This is a genomic window from Pelovirga sp. C15f, from assembly GCF_057178085.1.
The window spans coordinates 381,422-398,565 of the sequence record NZ_JBXUCV010000002.1 but is presented as its reverse complement, the minus strand read 5'-3'; the positions used below and the strand labels follow the sequence as shown (position 1 = coordinate 398,565).

Below are 17,144 nucleotides of genomic sequence, written 5' to 3'. Positions count from 1 at the left end.
CGCGCCTCATTTATCTATCGTTTCCATTTTCGAACGCATGCGCTCGACATTCATCCCCACCGTAAGGGCATCGACGTGCGCCCGGTTTGATGACTTGAATTATGATTCAACAAATCACCAAGGACAGCCTTTCAACAAATGACAAAGGACCAATGACAAAGAACAGCTTTCAACCCACAATTATGCCCGATGTTGCACCGAAAAGATACGCTCAGCTGCCATCTCCGGCGATCAACGCATGGTCGCCAGCAACCGCGCCAGCAGATTCATGCTGACCTGAAAATGATCCTTCGGTGCCATGCCGAACAGGCGATCCGCCAGGGAGTAGCCGCTGCCAAGGCCGCTGGCCTGCCACAGCAGGGCGCCGGTTTCCACATCGATCAAGCGCAAGGTCATGGTGATTTCGCTGAACGATGCCGACCCCCGTGATTCGGTCGATTGCTCCACCGATCCCAGCAGAAAGGCCTGGACACTGGTAATCTGCCCCAGGCGCTTGAGGGTCGGAGCGTCCAGCGGCATGCCCGGTGTGATCGCCTCCTGGGCCAGGAAACTATCGACCCGCCCCTTGTCGACCACATCGAACAGCCCGGTCGCCAGCACCTGGGTCATGGCGAACTCGCGGATACGTGGCGCGGCGCTCGCTCCCTCAAAAGGGAGCACGGCAATGGTTTGAATATGCGCCAGGCTGACGTTTTCACGCATAAAGGAGCGAACCCCGACCCTGCTGCCACAGCCCGCCAGTACCAGCACAAATAAGATCAGCACCATCCCGATAATTTTTTTGTTCATCATAATGACCCCGTTCGCTTGTTCCGTTAAGACGCCATGTAACGCGCCCGATATTTTCATTGTCTGTAGGGTTGACGCGTGCGTCGCCCCTACAGGCGTAAATTCAATGATACCTGGGCGCTGTAAAAATCGGCGTCGGCAAAGGTATAATTTGTGCGTGCCTGCAACGACAGTGCCCGGCTGAGATTCAGACTGCCATTGACGCCAACCCGTTGACTCAATTCTTCGGCATAAGCCACATTGTAATCCATGGTCACCCTGGTTTTGCTGGTGCGCAGCAATGCCAGGGTCAACCCCGCCCCCATGCTGTCGTCCTGCAAACTCTCAAGCAAATAGGTCGTATAAAATCCCCGCAGCGCCAAGAGTGCCGATGGTCGATATTGCAGAATCAGGGTCGCGTCGGCGGTTTCCCGTGCATCGTCCTCGCGTTCGCTCTCGCGATAATTGACGGTCAGATCGGCCACCAGCGCGCTGGTCAAGAGCGCGTTCAGATTAAACCGGCTGCTGAAGGTTTCACTCAAACTATAGTCAGCCGTGTCGGCAGTCCCATCATCCAGTTCGGGGCGGTTGCTGAGGGTCTCAGCATCCTGCCAGGTCAGAAATAGGGACGCGCTTAAATCGGGATAAATCCGGGCCGAACTGCTGACCGTGTAGCGCAGACTTTCATTGGTTTTCAGATCACCGTCAAAACGCTCGTTCTGGTTGACACCGAAGGTCACGTTAAGGGTCGGCAGGGGTAACGTCGCCACGGTCAGACCGTAGGTGCGGCTCAACTGTTGATCCTGCCCCTCATTGTCCTCGCGGCTTTCGCTGTAGCTCACCGAAGGGCTGAACCAGACGACCGGCGCCCAGCGCAACCGGCCGCTCAGGGTCTGGCGACTGTCATCAGCCGCGCCACGTTCGAACAGTTCGTAGGTTGCATTGGTGGAAAGACTCAACGATTGCGTCAGGGCAACCCTTAAGCCCGCCGTGGTCTGATAGCTGCGGCTGCTGGCATCGAGGTCACCCCCTTCTTCCCCCTGCTCCTGCCCGAACGCCTCAACCGCCGTCAAGGTCACGGGAAACGTCGGCGCGTCACGGGCGATCAGCAGAATCTCTTCATCAGGGGCCCCACCGGTCTCAGGGATCAAAATATCGAGGCGGTTACCATCCCCCTGGCCGGGAAGATTCGCTGCAACCTGCACCCAGCCGCTGAAATCCCGCCGGTAAAGATCCCAGCGCACTCCTTCCACAGCGTCCAGGCCGGGGGCATCGAAGGTCAATCGCATGATCCTGACCTGTCGATCAAAGCTATCGCTAACGGCAAAAGACACCTGCAGACTGTTTTGTGTCACAAAGATCGGGTCGATTTCCACCGGTAGAGCTTCCGGTGCTTCAGCCGGCGACTGATAAAACAGATCGACAACCGGATCGTCACTGAGCGCACCGCGCTTGACGGCAAAAGTCCCACCCAGTGGAAAGGTCAGAAACCCTTCCGTATCGGGCGTACCGCTGATAGTGGAACGGGTATCCTGGACCTGTTGCGACAGGTTATAGCTGACCCGGTTGTTGAAAAATCTACCGTCGGTCTCGATCTTGGCAAAATGACTGATGCTCTCGACTTCCAGCCCTGAGTCGCGATTCTCATCGAGGGTCTCGCTGTAGCGATAACTGAGCCGCGCCAGCAACAGGTCCCAATCCACCGTCGCGCTTTTGGTTGTCTGAATTCTCTCGGATCGGGAGAAGAGATCCTGGTTGTCACCGCCGTCATCACGCTGACCGTAGTTTAATTGAACATTCGGCCAGAACGGGATGTTCCAGCGGCTGGCCAAGGTCGCGTCCCACGAATTGGTGGAAGAGGTCTCCTGATCACTGCCCGAGGTCCGGCTGGTGGAACCGGCCAGCCCCAGGGAAAAAATATCGTTGTTCAGGGTCAGGCTCGCTGACGGGGTAATCTCGTCAGTGGTTCGGGTACCGTCACCACTGTCACGCTGGGTGCGGTTATAGCCAACTCCGGCGGTCGCGGTGATGGCATGGGTCGGACGCCAGTCAAGCTGGGGGCCGACCCCCAGGGTGTAGCGTTCCTGGAATTCACTCTGCGTCTCACGATTTTCGCCGCCACTGGTACGATACAGCCAGAAGGCCGTTGCATCAAGGGCCATGGCTACCCCGGGAAGACCGAGCAGCAGCAGCAGCAGGCATGATGTAAGACGTTGGGTTAACCGCATCAGGAATGACCGCCCGGTTGAAGGACTAAAAACAGTGAACAGATAACAGTGAGCAGTAAGCCGTAAACTGAGCCCAACACCAACAACCCGCCGAGGCGCATTACATGTGCCCGAACGTTAATGCGCTTAATAACCAATGACAAAGGATAAAAAACAAAGGCCATTTTTTACGATACCGCCACTTGCCATTCATTCTATACAAATTACGTGCCGCTGAATTATATCCTTTTTGTTGTGACCGAGCTGTTAGCAGATTTGTTCAATATCCCGGCAGCTTGTCCGAACCAAAGAGGGGGAAATCGGGGTGCCCCGACGATGAACGAACAAAACGACTAACCGGGTATTTCGCCGGTTGGGTGCTGACAGATTTTGTTATATCACCAAAACAAAACAACCGGCAGCGGAAAATAACCATTTCCCACTGCCGGTCCGTTCAAACCAATATGAGCATTTCTTCGTAGGGGCGCAGCGCATGCGCCCGATTATGTCAAATCGCTACTACCTGTTCCCCGGCAGCACCCCTTTGGTGGTGTGACAGGCAAGGCATCCGCCTTCGGCCTGGGCCGTCGGGATATCCGCGTAGAAACCGGCGGTCATGGCTTCGTAATCAAAACGCAGCATGCCGTCATAGGGTGACGCATGGGCAACGTGACAGGAAAGGCACATGACCAGGTCGGTCCCCGGAGTGACGTCAGGGCTGCTGCTCATGCCGTCAACAAAAAAGCTGTGGGGACGCGCTACCGGCGCGGTCACGTCATAGGTGGTGTAGGCGGAGTACTCGTCACGATCGGGAATCACGTAATCGGACGGGTGGCGCAGGAAGGCGCCGCTGGTGCCGTTGGTGACGCCGGACGAGTGGAAGCTGCCGTGACAGGTGAGGCAGAAACCGGACATGGACTGTCCCGGTGTCGTCAAACGGCTGGAGGTGGAGTTGATTTCCCCGCCGACGTGACAGCGGCTGCAGGTTGCGGTGCTGCCGAAATCGGTTGCCTTGAGAATAGTTCCCAGCGCAGTCGATTCGTAGCCGCCGACGTATTCATTATGGCTGTTTTCATCGACATTCTGCCAGCGATCCACCTCGTTGCCGTACCCCCGCAAGGAGCGGATAAACCGGTAACTGTGGGCCAGCGGGCTGTCGTAAAAGTTGGGGTCGAGACCGTCGTGCTTGACGCCGTCGTAGCTGTCGTGGTGGGCGCCGCGCTTCATCGACACGGTCGGGAAGCCGTCAAAACCACTCAGGGCAGCGAGGCCGGTGCGGTAGCTGAAGATGGTTCCTTCGAGTTCATCCGGCCCACACAGCTCACCGGTCGCCACTCCATCAACAAATTTGTTGCCGAACTCATCGCAGACCACCGAGGTCGATGAGAGAACCTGGCCGCGATAACCGTGGCATCCCTGGGCACCGGCGCAGGTGAACTTGTCGAGATCAAAGCCCCCTTCACCAATAGCGGCACTGGCATGACGGAAACCGGGTGGGTAGGTCAGGTCCGACTCGGCGGAAACCAGGTCGATAACGTTATGCCCCTTACGGTTGCCGCCATCGGCGATGTGGCGGAAGTTGCCCGCTGCCAGGTCAGTCGAGTCCTGATGATACACCTGGGGTATCGTGCTGCCGCCCGGCAGGGTCACGATTTTCTCGCTGGTGTCCTGGGCATGGCAGGCGATACAATCCATGCGCAGCAGATTAGGAATCGGGAAGGTGTGACCAGTTACACCGGCACCACCGATACCGAATTCGGCGACCGCTTGTCCCTGCTCACTGTTGTGCATGGTGTGGCAGTCGGCGCAGTCGCCCTGAATTCCCGCAGCGAAAGCGGCGGAAGCGGTCAGCAGCAGCGCTGCCGTCATTAATATATTGAATAACATCGTGGCTTTTTTCATTTGAATCCCCCGCAACATCCCTCAGTTAAGATTCCTGCCTGGTGACGATTTTTTCTGTCTTTTCAGGAAGGAGTGGCCGGGCTTTTCGTGAGGATACGAAAAGCCCGGCCGGTTGGGTGGATGGGTCGGGGTCAGCCGAGTCCATCCGGATCAGGCATTAGGATTAACGATCTTCCGGCAACACACCTTTGGTGGTGTGGCAGGCCAGACAACCACCTGCAGCCTGGGCATCAGGGATGCTGGCGAAGTTACCAGCGGTCATGAGCTCGTAGTCGAAGCGCAGCATGCCTTCATGCTCGGTACCGTGGGCAGCGTGGCAGGACAGACACATAACCATATCGCTACCGGGGGTGACGAGATCGCTGGAAGCAGCCAGGGTCTGGCGGGCAACCGGAGCAGTAATGTCGTAGCTGGTGTAGGCTAAGTACTCACCATCAGCAGGGATGACGTAATCGGAGGGGTGACGCAGGAAGGCGCCGCTCACACCGTTGTTACCACCGAAATCAGCGATGGTAAAGTCATTGCCAGCACCGGAAGAGTGAAAGTTGCCGTGACAGGTAGAACAGAAACCGCTCATGCTCTGGTTAGGGATACGAATTGAAGATTCGTTAGCGAAACGTGAACTGCGACCGTTGGAGCCGTCAAAGGCATCCGGCACGTGACAGCGGTTACAACCGGTAGCGACACCACCGATACCACCGGCAACGCCGAAGTACTCGTTGTGGCTGAGGGCATCAACGTTTTCCCAACGGGTGGCTTCGTTACCCCAGCCTTTAAGGCCGCGCAGGAAACGATAGCTGTCGGCGAGTTCCTGGCCACTGTGGGCGCCGGCACCGACGACGTCAGCAATCTGGGTCGGATCTTTTTCACCGTCATAGTTGTTGTGGTGGGCGCCGGAGATAGCGGCGATACCAACGCGCTCAACAACGATATTGGCGCCGGTGTAGGTACCGGTACCAACAATACCGGAATCCCAGAAGAGTGGATCAGTTGATTCTACCGGATCCATTGACTGGCTCAGGGACTGGGAACGGGTACCATGGCAACCCTTGGCGCCGGCACAGGTGAAGTTTTCAAAGTTGTGGGCCTGATCTACCCGGCGATAATCGCCAGGGGCCGCGTTCAGATTGGCGGCATCCTGAGGAAGCAGATCGCGAACGTTATGACCAAAACGGTCACCGAGGTCGGCAACATACTTGAAGTTACCACCGGCCAGATCGCCGGCTGCGTCAGAGTGATAGACCTGGGGAATATTGCTGCCACCAGCCATGGTAACAACTTTGGTGTCGTCCTGGGCATGACAGGCGATACAGTCCATGCGCAGCAGGTTCTGGATCGGGAAGGTGTGTCCGGCGGTAGCAGGATCAGCACCGATACCGAATACGGCAACCGGCTGGCCTTGCTCACTGTTGTGCATGGTGTGACAGTCGGCGCAATCACCGATGATGCCTTGGGCCATGGCAGATGCCGGCAGGGCCAGCATGGCAAGAAGAAGTAGAGTTTTTTTCATTTTTTCCTCCGTTAGTTGTTTTTCATTTTACTGTTGGAGCCGCTGCGGCTCCGCTACTTAAGTGATCATTGATTCCTGCTTTTTTAAGTGGCAGTTTTCTTTTTGCTACCTCCTTTCCTGGTTATTACTTTTAGTTGTGTTGTTCGTAAAACTCTTATTTTAAGTTGTCGGCGTCATCGAATGCGCCACCTTCAAATTGTTACGCTTCCAGTTATCAGCAATGCCTGTGCCAACCCACGCGGCTTAACCCGACAACTCTGCTATTTTAATTTTATTTCCTGTAATATCGTGTGCTTATAATTTTTAAATGAGAGAATTCGGCGGCATCCGATTGTCCCCGCACCACCCTGTCGAAAACCAAATGTGGGAATTTCATCAGTCGCTTCTGGTTTAATTCCCGAATTCCGACTGCGCATCTGCACAGTCGTGAGCTGCGCGCACCCCCAATGGTGAACCGGAACGATTCCGGTGATATCCCCAAATACATCTGGTCATTTTCCCGGAAAATCGGCAAGGGCCACTCCCAGTCCACCCTGCCCACCTGCGTAACCGGCCTGAAATTCATTATTTTTCATTATTAAATATAATCCATCGTCCCCGGTATGACTTTTGCTCAGTCAACTTTGTGAGTCATTTTATCAGAAGCACCAACGCTCCCCCGGCGAACTGTGCCCTGATGAGCCATTGCTCCCACAGTTCAACGAACATCGACTGTCAATCTGACTGCCCCGTACTGCCACCCGGCCTCGTGCCGGATTACGGGGCACGAAGTTATTATTTATAATATATTTTCATTTACATTCGAGGAGGTTGCTGCATCAGCGGTGAGTCATCGTCACTCACTGTGCAGCAGTACGCCGCACCAAAAGAGAGGGGCCCCACCCAATGAAAGCTACGGTAAAACAGATCCAGGCCATCAGTGATGAAATCACTATGTTGATGGCCCTGACCAGGGCTTACCGCAAATCCCCCGTTGATATCATCACCGCTACCTGTAAAGACCAGGCGCTTGAGCAGATCGACATTTTTACTTTTCAGCTGATCCTGCTGGATCTGGACATCAACGACTGCAGCAGCATGGAGCTGTTGCGCTGCATTGCCGACGCTCAGCCGGAAGTGCCGATCATTCTGCTGACCACGGATAACAGCCAGGCGCCGGAATTGCAGGAACAGATTGACAGCTGCTGTCCGCACGGCTGCTGGCATATCGTGGAAAAACCCTTTGAACTGACAAAGCTCACCGAAGCGATTGAGCGCGGCCTGATTGAAGGGTCCTTTGAGGACAACACGGCAAGCTGCAACGTCGGCGATCTGCGCCGCTGCCGGCGCTATAAACGCCGTGAAGAGCTCGCTATCTCCTTAAGCAACAATGGCGCGCCGCCGTTTTTTCCGGCAACCCTGAACGACATATCGGTCAGCGGCCTCGGCCTGAGTACCAGCGCCCCATTACCGACCAATCAGTCCATTTCCTTTTCAGAAAAATTCATGCACCAGTCCGGCCGGGTGGTCTGGACCAGCAGCGCTGATGACGGCTACCGCTCGGGGGTTCTTTTTACTTAAGGTAAAGGCTGTCCTTTGTCCTTTGTCCTTTGTCCTTTGTCCTTTGTCCTTTGTCCTTTGTTACGGCTTACGGCTTACGGCTTACGGCTTACGGCTTACGGCTCAATATTTCCCCTCACCCCTCCTTTTCCTACTACTTTTCTTTGTTTTTTGTTACGATTCTGCGGATGTGTCTTTCTGCCGGAGGTAACCTCGCATGAAATATTCCTGGTTGACAGGAACAGTCGCTCTGCTGCTGGTCGGTTTTCTGACCTTCTACGCGCTACAACTGGAGCAAAGACTGGCGCTGACCTCGGCCCAGCTGCAGCTGGGTGCCACCCTTGATAAGGTGGAAAAGGAGATGATTACCTCACTGGCGGTGCTGGAGCAGATGTTTCTGGGCTTTCAGCAGTACCTGGAGCTGACAGAACAGCAGCCTGACCCGGATGAAGGGGCGCTGCGCCGCACCATGGATACCCTGGTGCTGAACAACAGCTTCATGGTCTCCCTGGTGGTCACCGACGGAAACGGGAACATCCTCCACTGGACCAACAGCGGCCCCAAACCGAACCTGAGCGAACGCGACTACTTCAACGTACATAGCCGCTCCCTGATCGACGGCGTGTACCTGAGCATCCCATTGCCGTCGATCATGAGCCCCGGACAGTGGGTCCTGGGCGCGAGCAAGGCCCTGCGTTACCCGGATGAGTCCCTAAGCCGGGTCCTGGTTGCCATTATCGATGCCCGTCGGCTGTTCAGTGTCCTCGACAATGCAGCCGCCGAATCGACCGCCGTCCTGACGGTGCTGTCGCCGGGCGGTGAGGTACTAGCCCGCAGCCCCGACCATCACCAGATCGTCGGCAGCAACCAGCCGGATCTGCTGGAAGGACGACGCCCGCCAGCGGCGGCACCCACCAGCGCGACAACCCGCGTCATTGATGGGCGCAAACAGCTGCTGATGATGCGCCACCTCGACACCTACGGGCTGATAATCCGCGCCGAAGCGCCCCTTGGGGCCCTGATCGGCCAACAGCCGTCACGACTGTTGCCGCTTATCGGCGGCGGCGCGGTGGTGGCCCTGCTGCTCTTATGGCAATTGAGTTCCATGCTGCAGCTGCAACGGCGCGCAAAGGATCTGCAGGAGCAGTTGCGCGCTGAAACCCGGCGCGACCCCCTGACCGACCTGCCCCTGTGGCTGGGCGCAAAGGATGAGTCCATCGCGGGGGAGGATGACATTCCACCCCTGGCGCTGCTGATGATCGGGCTCGATGGCTATTCCCAGCTGCTGGCCGAACAGGGTGAGGAGCGGTGGAATCTGCTGGTGGCGCAGAGTGCCCGGATAGTGGCCCAATGTCTTCCGGCGACCGCCCGGCTGCACCGTTATCTGTGCAGCAGATTCATTGTGCTGCTGCCCGAGGCCGATCAAACCCGGGCGCTGGCCGTGGCGGAACAGATCCGTGCCGCCTTCGCCACGGAAATGTTCGATATTCAAACGATCCAGATCAACATGACCGCCAGTATCGGCATTTCCCCACTGACTGTCGACGAAGCGGATTCCACGACTGCGATCAACCGGGCGGCGACCGCCCTGACCACGGCGACCAATCGCGGCGGCAACCAGGTGTGCTGGCTGGCCGCCCGCGAATCCTGGCTGGAGCAAAGGACATGATGACCCGTTCGCACCCCTATCGGCTAACGATGCGGCTGACAATAGTGTTGGCCCTGCTGGTGACCCTGGTTGTCCTGACCGCGACACCACGATCCCTTGCGGCGCAGACGCTGCGGGTCGGGCTGGTAGCAGAGCAGGATATCTTCACCCAGAAAAAACTCTATAGTCCCCTGTTTGAATACCTGGGCCGACAACTGGGACTATCCTTTGAGCTGCAGGTCCTGCCGCGCCACGGCATGGTGACTGAACTTTTTGCCCGGCAGGAACTGGATGCCGCTTTTTTCGGCTGCCTCACCGCTGTCAGGGCGATTGAAACGACGGGCATGCGGCCACTGGTACGGCCTCACTATATGGAAGGGCTGGCGAGCGATTACGCCATTGTTTTTGTTCGCCGCAACAGCGGCATCCGTTCGGCGCAGGACATGCGCAACAAACGCCTGGTGTTTGTCGATCCGGCGTCGGCCACCGGCTATCTGCTACCGCTGCGTTATTTTAAAGAGATCGGGATTGATGATTACCGGACCTGGTTCGCGCAGTACTATTTTGCCGGCACCTACGAAGATACTATTTACGAGGTCATCAAGGGACATGCCGATGTCGGGGCCACCAGAAGTTCGATGTTTTACCGGATCTCCGGCGCCAACCCGGAGGTTCTTGAGCAACTGGATATCCTTGCGTCGTCGCCCCATATTCCGTCTATTACCTTCGGGGTCGCGAATGATCTGGCGGTCGACATTGTCATTCGCTTGCGCCAGGAGCTGTTGACAATGCATGAGGATGTGGCCGGTCGCGAGGTATTGGAAAACCTCAGCGTGCAACGATTTCTGTTAACCACCCGGGAGGATTTTATCCCGGTAAAGAATTACGCCAAGGAGCTTGGTTGTGATTTGACGAAGGATCCTGACGCACATGAATAACCTCCCCGTTTTCACCAGCAGTGGGGTATGCCGATGAAAGTGCGGATTTTCATTGGCCTGACGGTAATGCTGTGCTGTTTTTTTGCCGGTGGTCTGTATATTTACCGGTCGGTAGCCGCGCTGACAACGCAGCTCGACGAGCTGGCAACATTTCATCAGGTCGAGGCCCTGCGCGAACAACTGGAAGCCCGTATCCGCACGCTGCAGCTGGACCTCAATCAGCCTGACCTGCATCAGTCGGGATCCTTCGACCGACTCATCGCCGATGCCGAGGAGTTGAGTCTGGCGGCCGGCGGCTGTCGCGCCTGCCACCATCATGAGGTCGTTACCGGGTATCTCGAGCAGATCGACAGGCAGGCCCAGCTGTACCTGAAAAACATCAGCCGTAACCTGACCATGCGGGGCGATGCGCTGCGCCTGGGTCAGCTCCGCACTGAAACCTACCGCCAGGGAGAGGCGCTGCTTGAGCTGACGGTCGAACTGACCAAGATGTCCTCCATGAATGCTGACGCGCGCGCTCAACTGGTTCGCCAGTCAGCCGAGCACACCAAACAGGTGATTGCCGTGCTGCTGGTTGTCGGCCCTCTGGGGGTACTGGGGCTGTCCGGGTTTTTCATGCAGCGTTTCAGGGGAGCCTTGCTCTCCCTGACCAGGGGAGCCAATGAACTGGAACGCGGCAACCTGAATTACCGTATCGCCGATCCGCTCAAGGACGAGTTTCGACAACTGGCGGACAGTTTCAACGCGATGGCGACAACCCTGTATCGGGAAAAGCAATACACCGAGTCGGTGCAGAAACTCTACCGAGCCCTGTTTGAGAGCGCCCAGGAGGCGATCTGCATTATTGAGACCAGCCCGGAAGAGCGCGGCAAAATCCTGTCGGTGAACCCGGCGGCGGCCAAACTGTATGGTTACAGTCTTGAAGAACTGAAAACCATGTACTGTTTCGACCTCTCACCAGCGAGCGAGATAGCCGATTTCCGTAAGCGGCTGGAAAGTATGCAGAAAGGCAACTGGCTGCTGGCTTCCATTACCAGGAAACGCAGGGATGGCAGCACCTTTCCAGCGGAAATCAACGCCGGACCGATGGAGATTGACGGCCATCCCTATATTCTACTTTTCACCCGCGACATTACCGAACGGGTACAAGCCCAAAAAGAACTCCTGCATGCCAACCAGTTGGCGGTGGCCGGAAGAATGGCGGTGGGGCTGGCCCATGAAATTAAAAACCCCCTGGCCGGAATCAAGGCGACGGTAGAGGTCTTGTCCGCTGATCTTGATCTGGAACCTGAAGATCGCGAGCTGTTTGAGCGGATTGTTGATGAAGTCGAACGGATGGAACGGCTGCTCAGAAATCTGCTCAAGTTCGCGCGTCCCCCGCAACCCCAACTCGAAGTGATTGGCCTGGACCATCTGCTTGATTATACCTTGAAAAACCTGCAAGTGACCGGGGTCAAGTCATCTCCTCTTGACATCGTGCTGCGGCGCGATTTCGACCCGCAACCGGTACAGATGAAAGCCGACTCGTCCCAGCTCCAGCAGGTGCTGCTGAATCTTTACCTGAATGCCATCGAGGCATTTGAGCAGAATGGAGAAATCATCACCCGTACCCGAGTCGACCGCGAAAAGGGGCAGGTAACGATTGAAATCGAAGATAATGGTCCGGGAATTTCCGCCGGCGTCCTTGAAAACATCTTCACCCCCTTCTTCACCACCAAAAACCGGGGCACCGGGCTGGGACTGCCGATCTGCCAGCGGCTGATCGAACAACACGAGGGAACCATTCATGTTTTCAGCGAACCTGGGCACGGCACCCGGTTTGTCATCACCTTGCCGATCATTCAACAACCGCAACAGGAACAAGAAGGAGAACAACATGAGTAAAAAAGGGCGCATCCTGATGGTGGATGATGATGAGCTGATCATTTCCATGCTCGCCCGCGCACTCAATAAGGACGGCTACATTACCCAGGTTCTGCACTCGTCGAAGGGTGCGGTCGAAAAGATCATGAGCTGGCAGCCGGATCTGGTGCTGCTGGATGTCAATCTGCGCGAAGAGCTCAACGGCCTTGATCTGCTGCGGCTGCTGCAGGAGGAGGATGCCCGCTTCCCTGTCGTCATGCTGACCAGCGACGATTCCAGTGAATCGGCCATCAAGGCCCTGCGCTACGGCGCATCCGACTACCAGAACAAACCCTTCAACGTCGAAGAAATCAAAATTGTCATTGGCCAGCTCCTGGCCAATGCGCGTCTGCGCGATGAGGTCGACTATCTCAAAAAAACTTCGGCCACATCGTTGGAAAAGTTGCTCGTGGGCGACTCTCCCATCATCCAGAAAATGGTCAATGATGCCCGCAAAATCGCGCGCGCCGGGGTGACCTCGGTATTGATTACCGGCAAGTCGGGTACCGGCAAGGAGGTTCTGGCGCGGCGGATTCATCATTGGCGCTTTGAAGAACGGGGCGACACCAACAATTTTCCCTATATCGCCATCAACTGCGCGGCCCTGCCGGAAAACCTGATTGAGGGGGAACTGTTCGGTCATGTCAAGGGCGCCTTTACCGATGCTATCTCTGATAAAAAGGGGGTTTTCGAGCTGGCCGACGGCGGCACCCTGCTGCTGGATGAAATCGGGGACATGCGTCTGGATCTGCAGGGAAAACTGCTGCGGGTACTGGAGGAGCGCACGGTGCGTCGGGTCGGCGGCAAGGTCGATCTGCCCATCGACGTCAACGTGATTGCCTGTACCAATCGGGACCTGAAAAAACAGATGGAGGAAGGCAGTTTTCGTGAGGATCTCTTCTACCGCCTCAATTCTTTTGCCATTGATCTGCCGCCGTTAAAGGATCGTGGTAACGATGTCCTGCTGCTGACCCAGCATTTTCTTGAGAGCTTTGCCCTCAAATACAACAAGCAACCGATCAGGAGCATCAGTCCCGACGCGCAGAGCCTGCTCACCGCCTATGATTGGCCGGGCAATATCCGCGAGTTGCGCAACATCATTGAGCGTTGCGTGGTCATGGAGGAGGCCGATGAGCTGGGCACGGATAATCTGCCCCTGACCGTCGGCGGCCAGGCCAACAAAACCATGGAACGCCGCAAAAATTTTCACCTTGTGCTGCCGGAAGAAGGAATTTCCCTGGAAAAAGTTGAGCGTGAGCTCTTGCGCCAGGCGCTGGAACGAACCGGCAGCAACATGACCAAGGCGGCGAAACTGCTCGATATTACCTACGACGCTTTTCGCTACCAGGCCAAAAAATACGACCTGAGCTGATTGATCGTTGCGATTTTTTTTGACAATGGCGCTGGCTCATCTAAGCTGGAAAGGAAAAGACTTACGACATCATAAAGACAACGTGAATGCTACGGATACCAAGAGAGGGACTGCCATGAAATTTTTTGCTCTTTGCCTGCTACTCAGTTTGCCCCTGGTGTTCAGTGCCTGTGCTCCAAGCCAGATAGCAACTGCGCCACCGGTCCCGCCGACATCTTCGGTCCAGACCGAGCCGGCAGCGCCTGCGGTTGAGCTGCCACCCGCCGAAATCGATCCGTCGCCGGTTGTGGTTGTGCCCGCTCCGATTCCAACCCCGATTCCAACCCCGATTTCTAGCCCGGTCGCGCCCGCCTCCGATAGCATCAGTGAAAAGCGTCTGGAAAAAGCGCAGGAACAAAAAACCCTGCTGCAGGTCATCAGGGAGGCCGGTGTACCGGACGACAACCTGACTCCGGGCAGAAAAGAACAGATTGCGGTTTATCAGCGTGAGGGCAAATACCAGTTTTATCATTTCCGTGAATCACGCCTGATCGCCACCGGGGAGTATCCCCGCTCGCTGATCGAGCAGATGCAACAGCGCGGCAGCTACCCCCGGGAAGTGATTCGCGATTTTGCGCGACTGCCGCAATAGGCCGATCAACCGGGCGCATGGAGTGAGGGCAAGGCCCCTCAGCCACTACCCCTTGAGCAGGTACTTTCCTACCCAGTTTTTGGAAAACTGAAAGGCGGTGCGGCCGCAGCGCTTGGTTTTGTCATGACTCCATTTGATCGCGGCGCGTTCGGCGTCGTCGCTCCAGGGGATCGGCTTGCCGAGCTTATCGCTCCATTGCTTGAAGCAGAGTTGTACCGCTTCGAGGTAGCGATCCTGGGAAAAAACGTGGAACGCAACCCACAGGCCGAAACGATCGGACAGGGAACTTTTCTCCTCCTGGATCTCACTCTGCTGCAGCTCCCCCTTGACATATTTCCCGCCCAGATGATCGCCATCGTATTCAGGCAGCAGGTAACGGCGGTTAGAGGTGACGTAAATCAGCACATTTTCCGGTGCTGAATAGACCGAGCCGTCGAGGGCGCTCTTGAGCATCTTGTAGGAGAGCTCACCGGTCTCAAAGGTCAAGTCGTCACAGAGCATGATGTAGCGATAGGGCTGATCCTCAATAGCGGCAAAGATCTCGGCGATATAGATCAGGTCTTCCTTTTCCACCTGGATGACCCGCAGCCCTTCGGTGGCGAACTCATTCAGCAGGGCTTTGACAATCGAGGATTTGCCGGTTCCGCGCGAACCCCAGAGCAGGGCATTATTGGCGGGATAGCCTTTGATAAACTGGCGGGTGTTATTGACCATGATGGTCTTCTGCTCGTCGACTCCCAACAGTTGTTCAAGGCGGGTGGTGTCGGTCACCTTGACCGGCTCAAGATAGCCGGAAAAGGAGTGGCGGCGCCAGTTGGCGGCATAACAGGTTTTCCAGTCAACCGCCTTGGATGCCCTGGGCAACAACATTTCCACAGAACTTAAGACACGCTCTATCTGGGCAACAACTTCCGGATTAAGATTCATCATGGGTCGCACTCTCTCGCTATTAGAAGAATGTTCAGATAAAAACCAGCTTACGGCTGTCCGGCATGAGCAGCCAAAGAGTCGCCTGTATACGTTAAAAAAGTTGTTGCTGTCAAACCCTAAGCGCCCGGATGACCTCTCACCCCGGGCGTTTTTTCTGCCGGACGTGAGTCTTTTAAATCTGGCTATCTGACTGACTCCAGTAAAACCGGAAGTAGAGGTCCGGGTTCACTTCTTCAGGGTGTCTGTCGCCATGGAGGGCGACAGCTAAGCGGCCATGGACGGCCCAAGAAGAAACAATCGCGTCCCTGAAGAAGGGGGGTCGGGCCTCTGCACGGCGCCGCTTGAGCAAAATGGATAACCCGATTTTTTAAATATGCTATATTGCTCTTTTTCAAGGAGTTATCTGATGAGACTGGTGATAGTTACCCTTGTCGGTTCAATGCTGATGGCCTGTTCGCCACTGACCGCGCCCCCCGCGGCAGAGCTGGCGCTGCCCGACACCTATTCCATCCCCGTGAGCGCTAACGGCGAGAGAGTCACTGCGGGCTGGTGGCTCGATTTTGCTGACCCGCAGCTGCAGGAACTGCAGGCGCGACTGGTTACCGACAACCTCAATCTGCGCCAGGCTTTTCTGCGGCTGGATCAACTTGAAGCGCGGCAACGGTCAGCCCAGGCCGGACTCTTTCCGAGTCTGAATCTTAACGCCGATGTTCGCCGCGAACAGACATTCAGCCAGACCGGAGAAAACCGGACCAGCGCCGGTCGCCTGACCCTGGCAGCGGCTTATGAAATTGATCTGTGGCAGCGCCTGCGCCACCGCACCGCGGCAGCAGAATTGCGTTTGCTGGTTGGCGAGGAGGAGGTTCGTACCCTGCTGTTGAGTTTAAGCGCGCGCCTTACTGAACTTTACTTTATCGGCGTCGAACAACGCGCCCAGCTTGACCTGCTCGAACGCCGCCGCAACCACAATCGCGAGCTGGTGCGGATTATTGATGAGCGCTACCAGTCGGGTCTGGCGGCGGCCGATGAACTCTATCAGGCGCAACAGAACCTGGCGCAGATGGAAGCGCAAATCCCGCTGTTTGAAACAACCCTGAACCAGACCAGTAACGCGATGGCTTTACTGCTTGGCCAGGCCCCCGGCAGTATTCAGATTGAACGCAACCAGCTGCCGATGCTGACCAGTGTTATTGATATCGGCTTGCCCGCTACCCTGCTTCGCCGCCGCCCCGATGTCTCCGCGGCCCTGCTCGAACTGGAAGCAGCGGATCGGGATCTGGCCGCCGCCCTGGCGGATCGCTTGCCGCGCCTCGACCTGAGTGCCAATATCGGCCGTTCTGTCAGCCGCCTGTCGACGGGCGATGCCACCGGCACCTTCTGGAGTCTGGCCCTGGGGCTGGCTCAACCACTTTTTGACGGCGGCCGGCTTAAAGCCGCAAGTGATCTGCAACAAGCCATCCGCGACGAAAAGCAACTTGCCGGTCAGCTGACAATCCTGACCGCGATTGAAGAGGTTGAATCAGCCTTGCTGGCTGAGCAGGGAAGCTTCCGGCGCGAACAGTTACTTGAACAACAGCAGGAAATGAACAATAGAGTATTAAAAATAAGGACCGAGGACTATCTTCTCGGCCTGACTGACAGCCTGGAGCTGCTGCGAAGCGAAATGGCCCAACTTGAAGTTCGCAGCCAGCAACTGAGTAACCGGCGCCAGTTGATCGGCCACCGTATCAGCCTCATCCGTGCCCTCGGCGGTCACTGGCAAAACCAAGAACAACAACAGCATGAAACAATATAAAG

General features: G+C 56.4%; 12 protein-coding genes. 7 read left to right on the top strand and 5 right to left on the bottom strand.

Annotated elements, in window-relative coordinates:
- Positions 1-231: 231 nt before the first annotated feature.
- From AC1931_RS07070 to AC1931_RS07055, 4 genes are all read right to left on the bottom strand, one after another.
- Entirely contained in the window at positions 232-792 is a 561-nt protein-coding gene (locus AC1931_RS07070; protein WP_483876543.1) for a hypothetical protein, read from the bottom strand.
- Between the two features lie 86 nt (positions 793-878).
- A complete protein-coding gene (locus AC1931_RS07065) occupies positions 879-2,996 on the bottom strand; it encodes a hypothetical protein (protein ID WP_483876542.1) in 2,118 nt (705 codons plus the stop codon).
- A gap of 498 nt (positions 2,997-3,494) precedes the next feature.
- A complete protein-coding gene (locus AC1931_RS07060; protein ID WP_483876541.1) occupies positions 3,495-4,877 on the bottom strand; it encodes a hypothetical protein in 1,383 nt (460 codons plus the stop codon).
- 163 nt (positions 4,878-5,040) lie between these two features.
- A complete protein-coding gene (locus AC1931_RS07055; protein WP_483876540.1) occupies positions 5,041-6,387 on the bottom strand; it encodes a hypothetical protein in 1,347 nt (448 codons plus the stop codon).
- 885 nt (positions 6,388-7,272) lie between these two features.
- Here AC1931_RS07055 and AC1931_RS07050 point away from each other — a divergent pair.
- The 6 genes from AC1931_RS07050 to AC1931_RS07025 all read left to right on the top strand — a co-directional run bounded on the left by AC1931_RS07050 (position 7,273) and on the right by AC1931_RS07025 (position 14,417).
- On the top strand, positions 7,273-7,947 hold the full coding sequence (locus AC1931_RS07050; RefSeq protein WP_483876539.1) for a PilZ domain-containing protein: 675 nt from the start codon (positions 7,273-7,275) through the stop codon (positions 7,945-7,947).
- A gap of 196 nt (positions 7,948-8,143) precedes the next feature.
- Positions 8,144-9,595, top strand: coding sequence for a sensor domain-containing diguanylate cyclase (locus tag AC1931_RS07045; RefSeq protein WP_483876538.1), 1,452 nt, complete (start codon positions 8,144-8,146; stop codon positions 9,593-9,595).
- The gene (locus tag AC1931_RS07040) at positions 9,592-10,512 is read left to right on the top strand and encodes a phosphate/phosphite/phosphonate ABC transporter substrate-binding protein (RefSeq protein WP_483876537.1); all 921 of its coding nucleotides are present in this window, start codon (positions 9,592-9,594) and stop codon (positions 10,510-10,512) included. Before AC1931_RS07045 ends, AC1931_RS07040 begins: the two co-directional genes overlap by 4 nt.
- A 27-nt stretch (positions 10,513-10,539) precedes the next feature.
- Positions 10,540-12,396, top strand: a complete 1,857-nt coding sequence (locus AC1931_RS07035) for an ATP-binding protein (protein WP_483876536.1) — start codon at positions 10,540-10,542, stop codon at positions 12,394-12,396.
- Entirely contained in the window at positions 12,389-13,786 is a 1,398-nt protein-coding gene (locus AC1931_RS07030; protein WP_483876535.1) for a sigma-54-dependent transcriptional regulator, read from the top strand. Before AC1931_RS07035 ends, AC1931_RS07030 begins: the two co-directional genes overlap by 8 nt.
- A gap of 115 nt (positions 13,787-13,901) precedes the next feature.
- The gene (locus tag AC1931_RS07025; RefSeq protein ID WP_483876534.1) at positions 13,902-14,417 is read left to right on the top strand and encodes a hypothetical protein; all 516 of its coding nucleotides are present in this window, start codon (positions 13,902-13,904) and stop codon (positions 14,415-14,417) included.
- A gap of 45 nt (positions 14,418-14,462) precedes the next feature.
- On the opposite strand, the gene AC1931_RS07020 is transcribed toward AC1931_RS07025, so the two are convergent.
- Complete coding sequence (locus AC1931_RS07020) at positions 14,463-15,347, bottom strand: ATP-binding protein (RefSeq protein ID WP_483876533.1); 885 nt, start codon at positions 15,345-15,347, stop codon at positions 14,463-14,465.
- 406 nt (positions 15,348-15,753) lie between these two features.
- Here AC1931_RS07020 and AC1931_RS07015 point away from each other — a divergent pair, with 406 nt between their 5' ends.
- The gene (locus AC1931_RS07015; RefSeq protein ID WP_483876532.1) at positions 15,754-17,142 is read left to right on the top strand and encodes an efflux transporter outer membrane subunit; all 1,389 of its coding nucleotides are present in this window, start codon (positions 15,754-15,756) and stop codon (positions 17,140-17,142) included.
- The last annotated feature ends 2 nt before the right edge of the window (positions 17,143-17,144 follow it).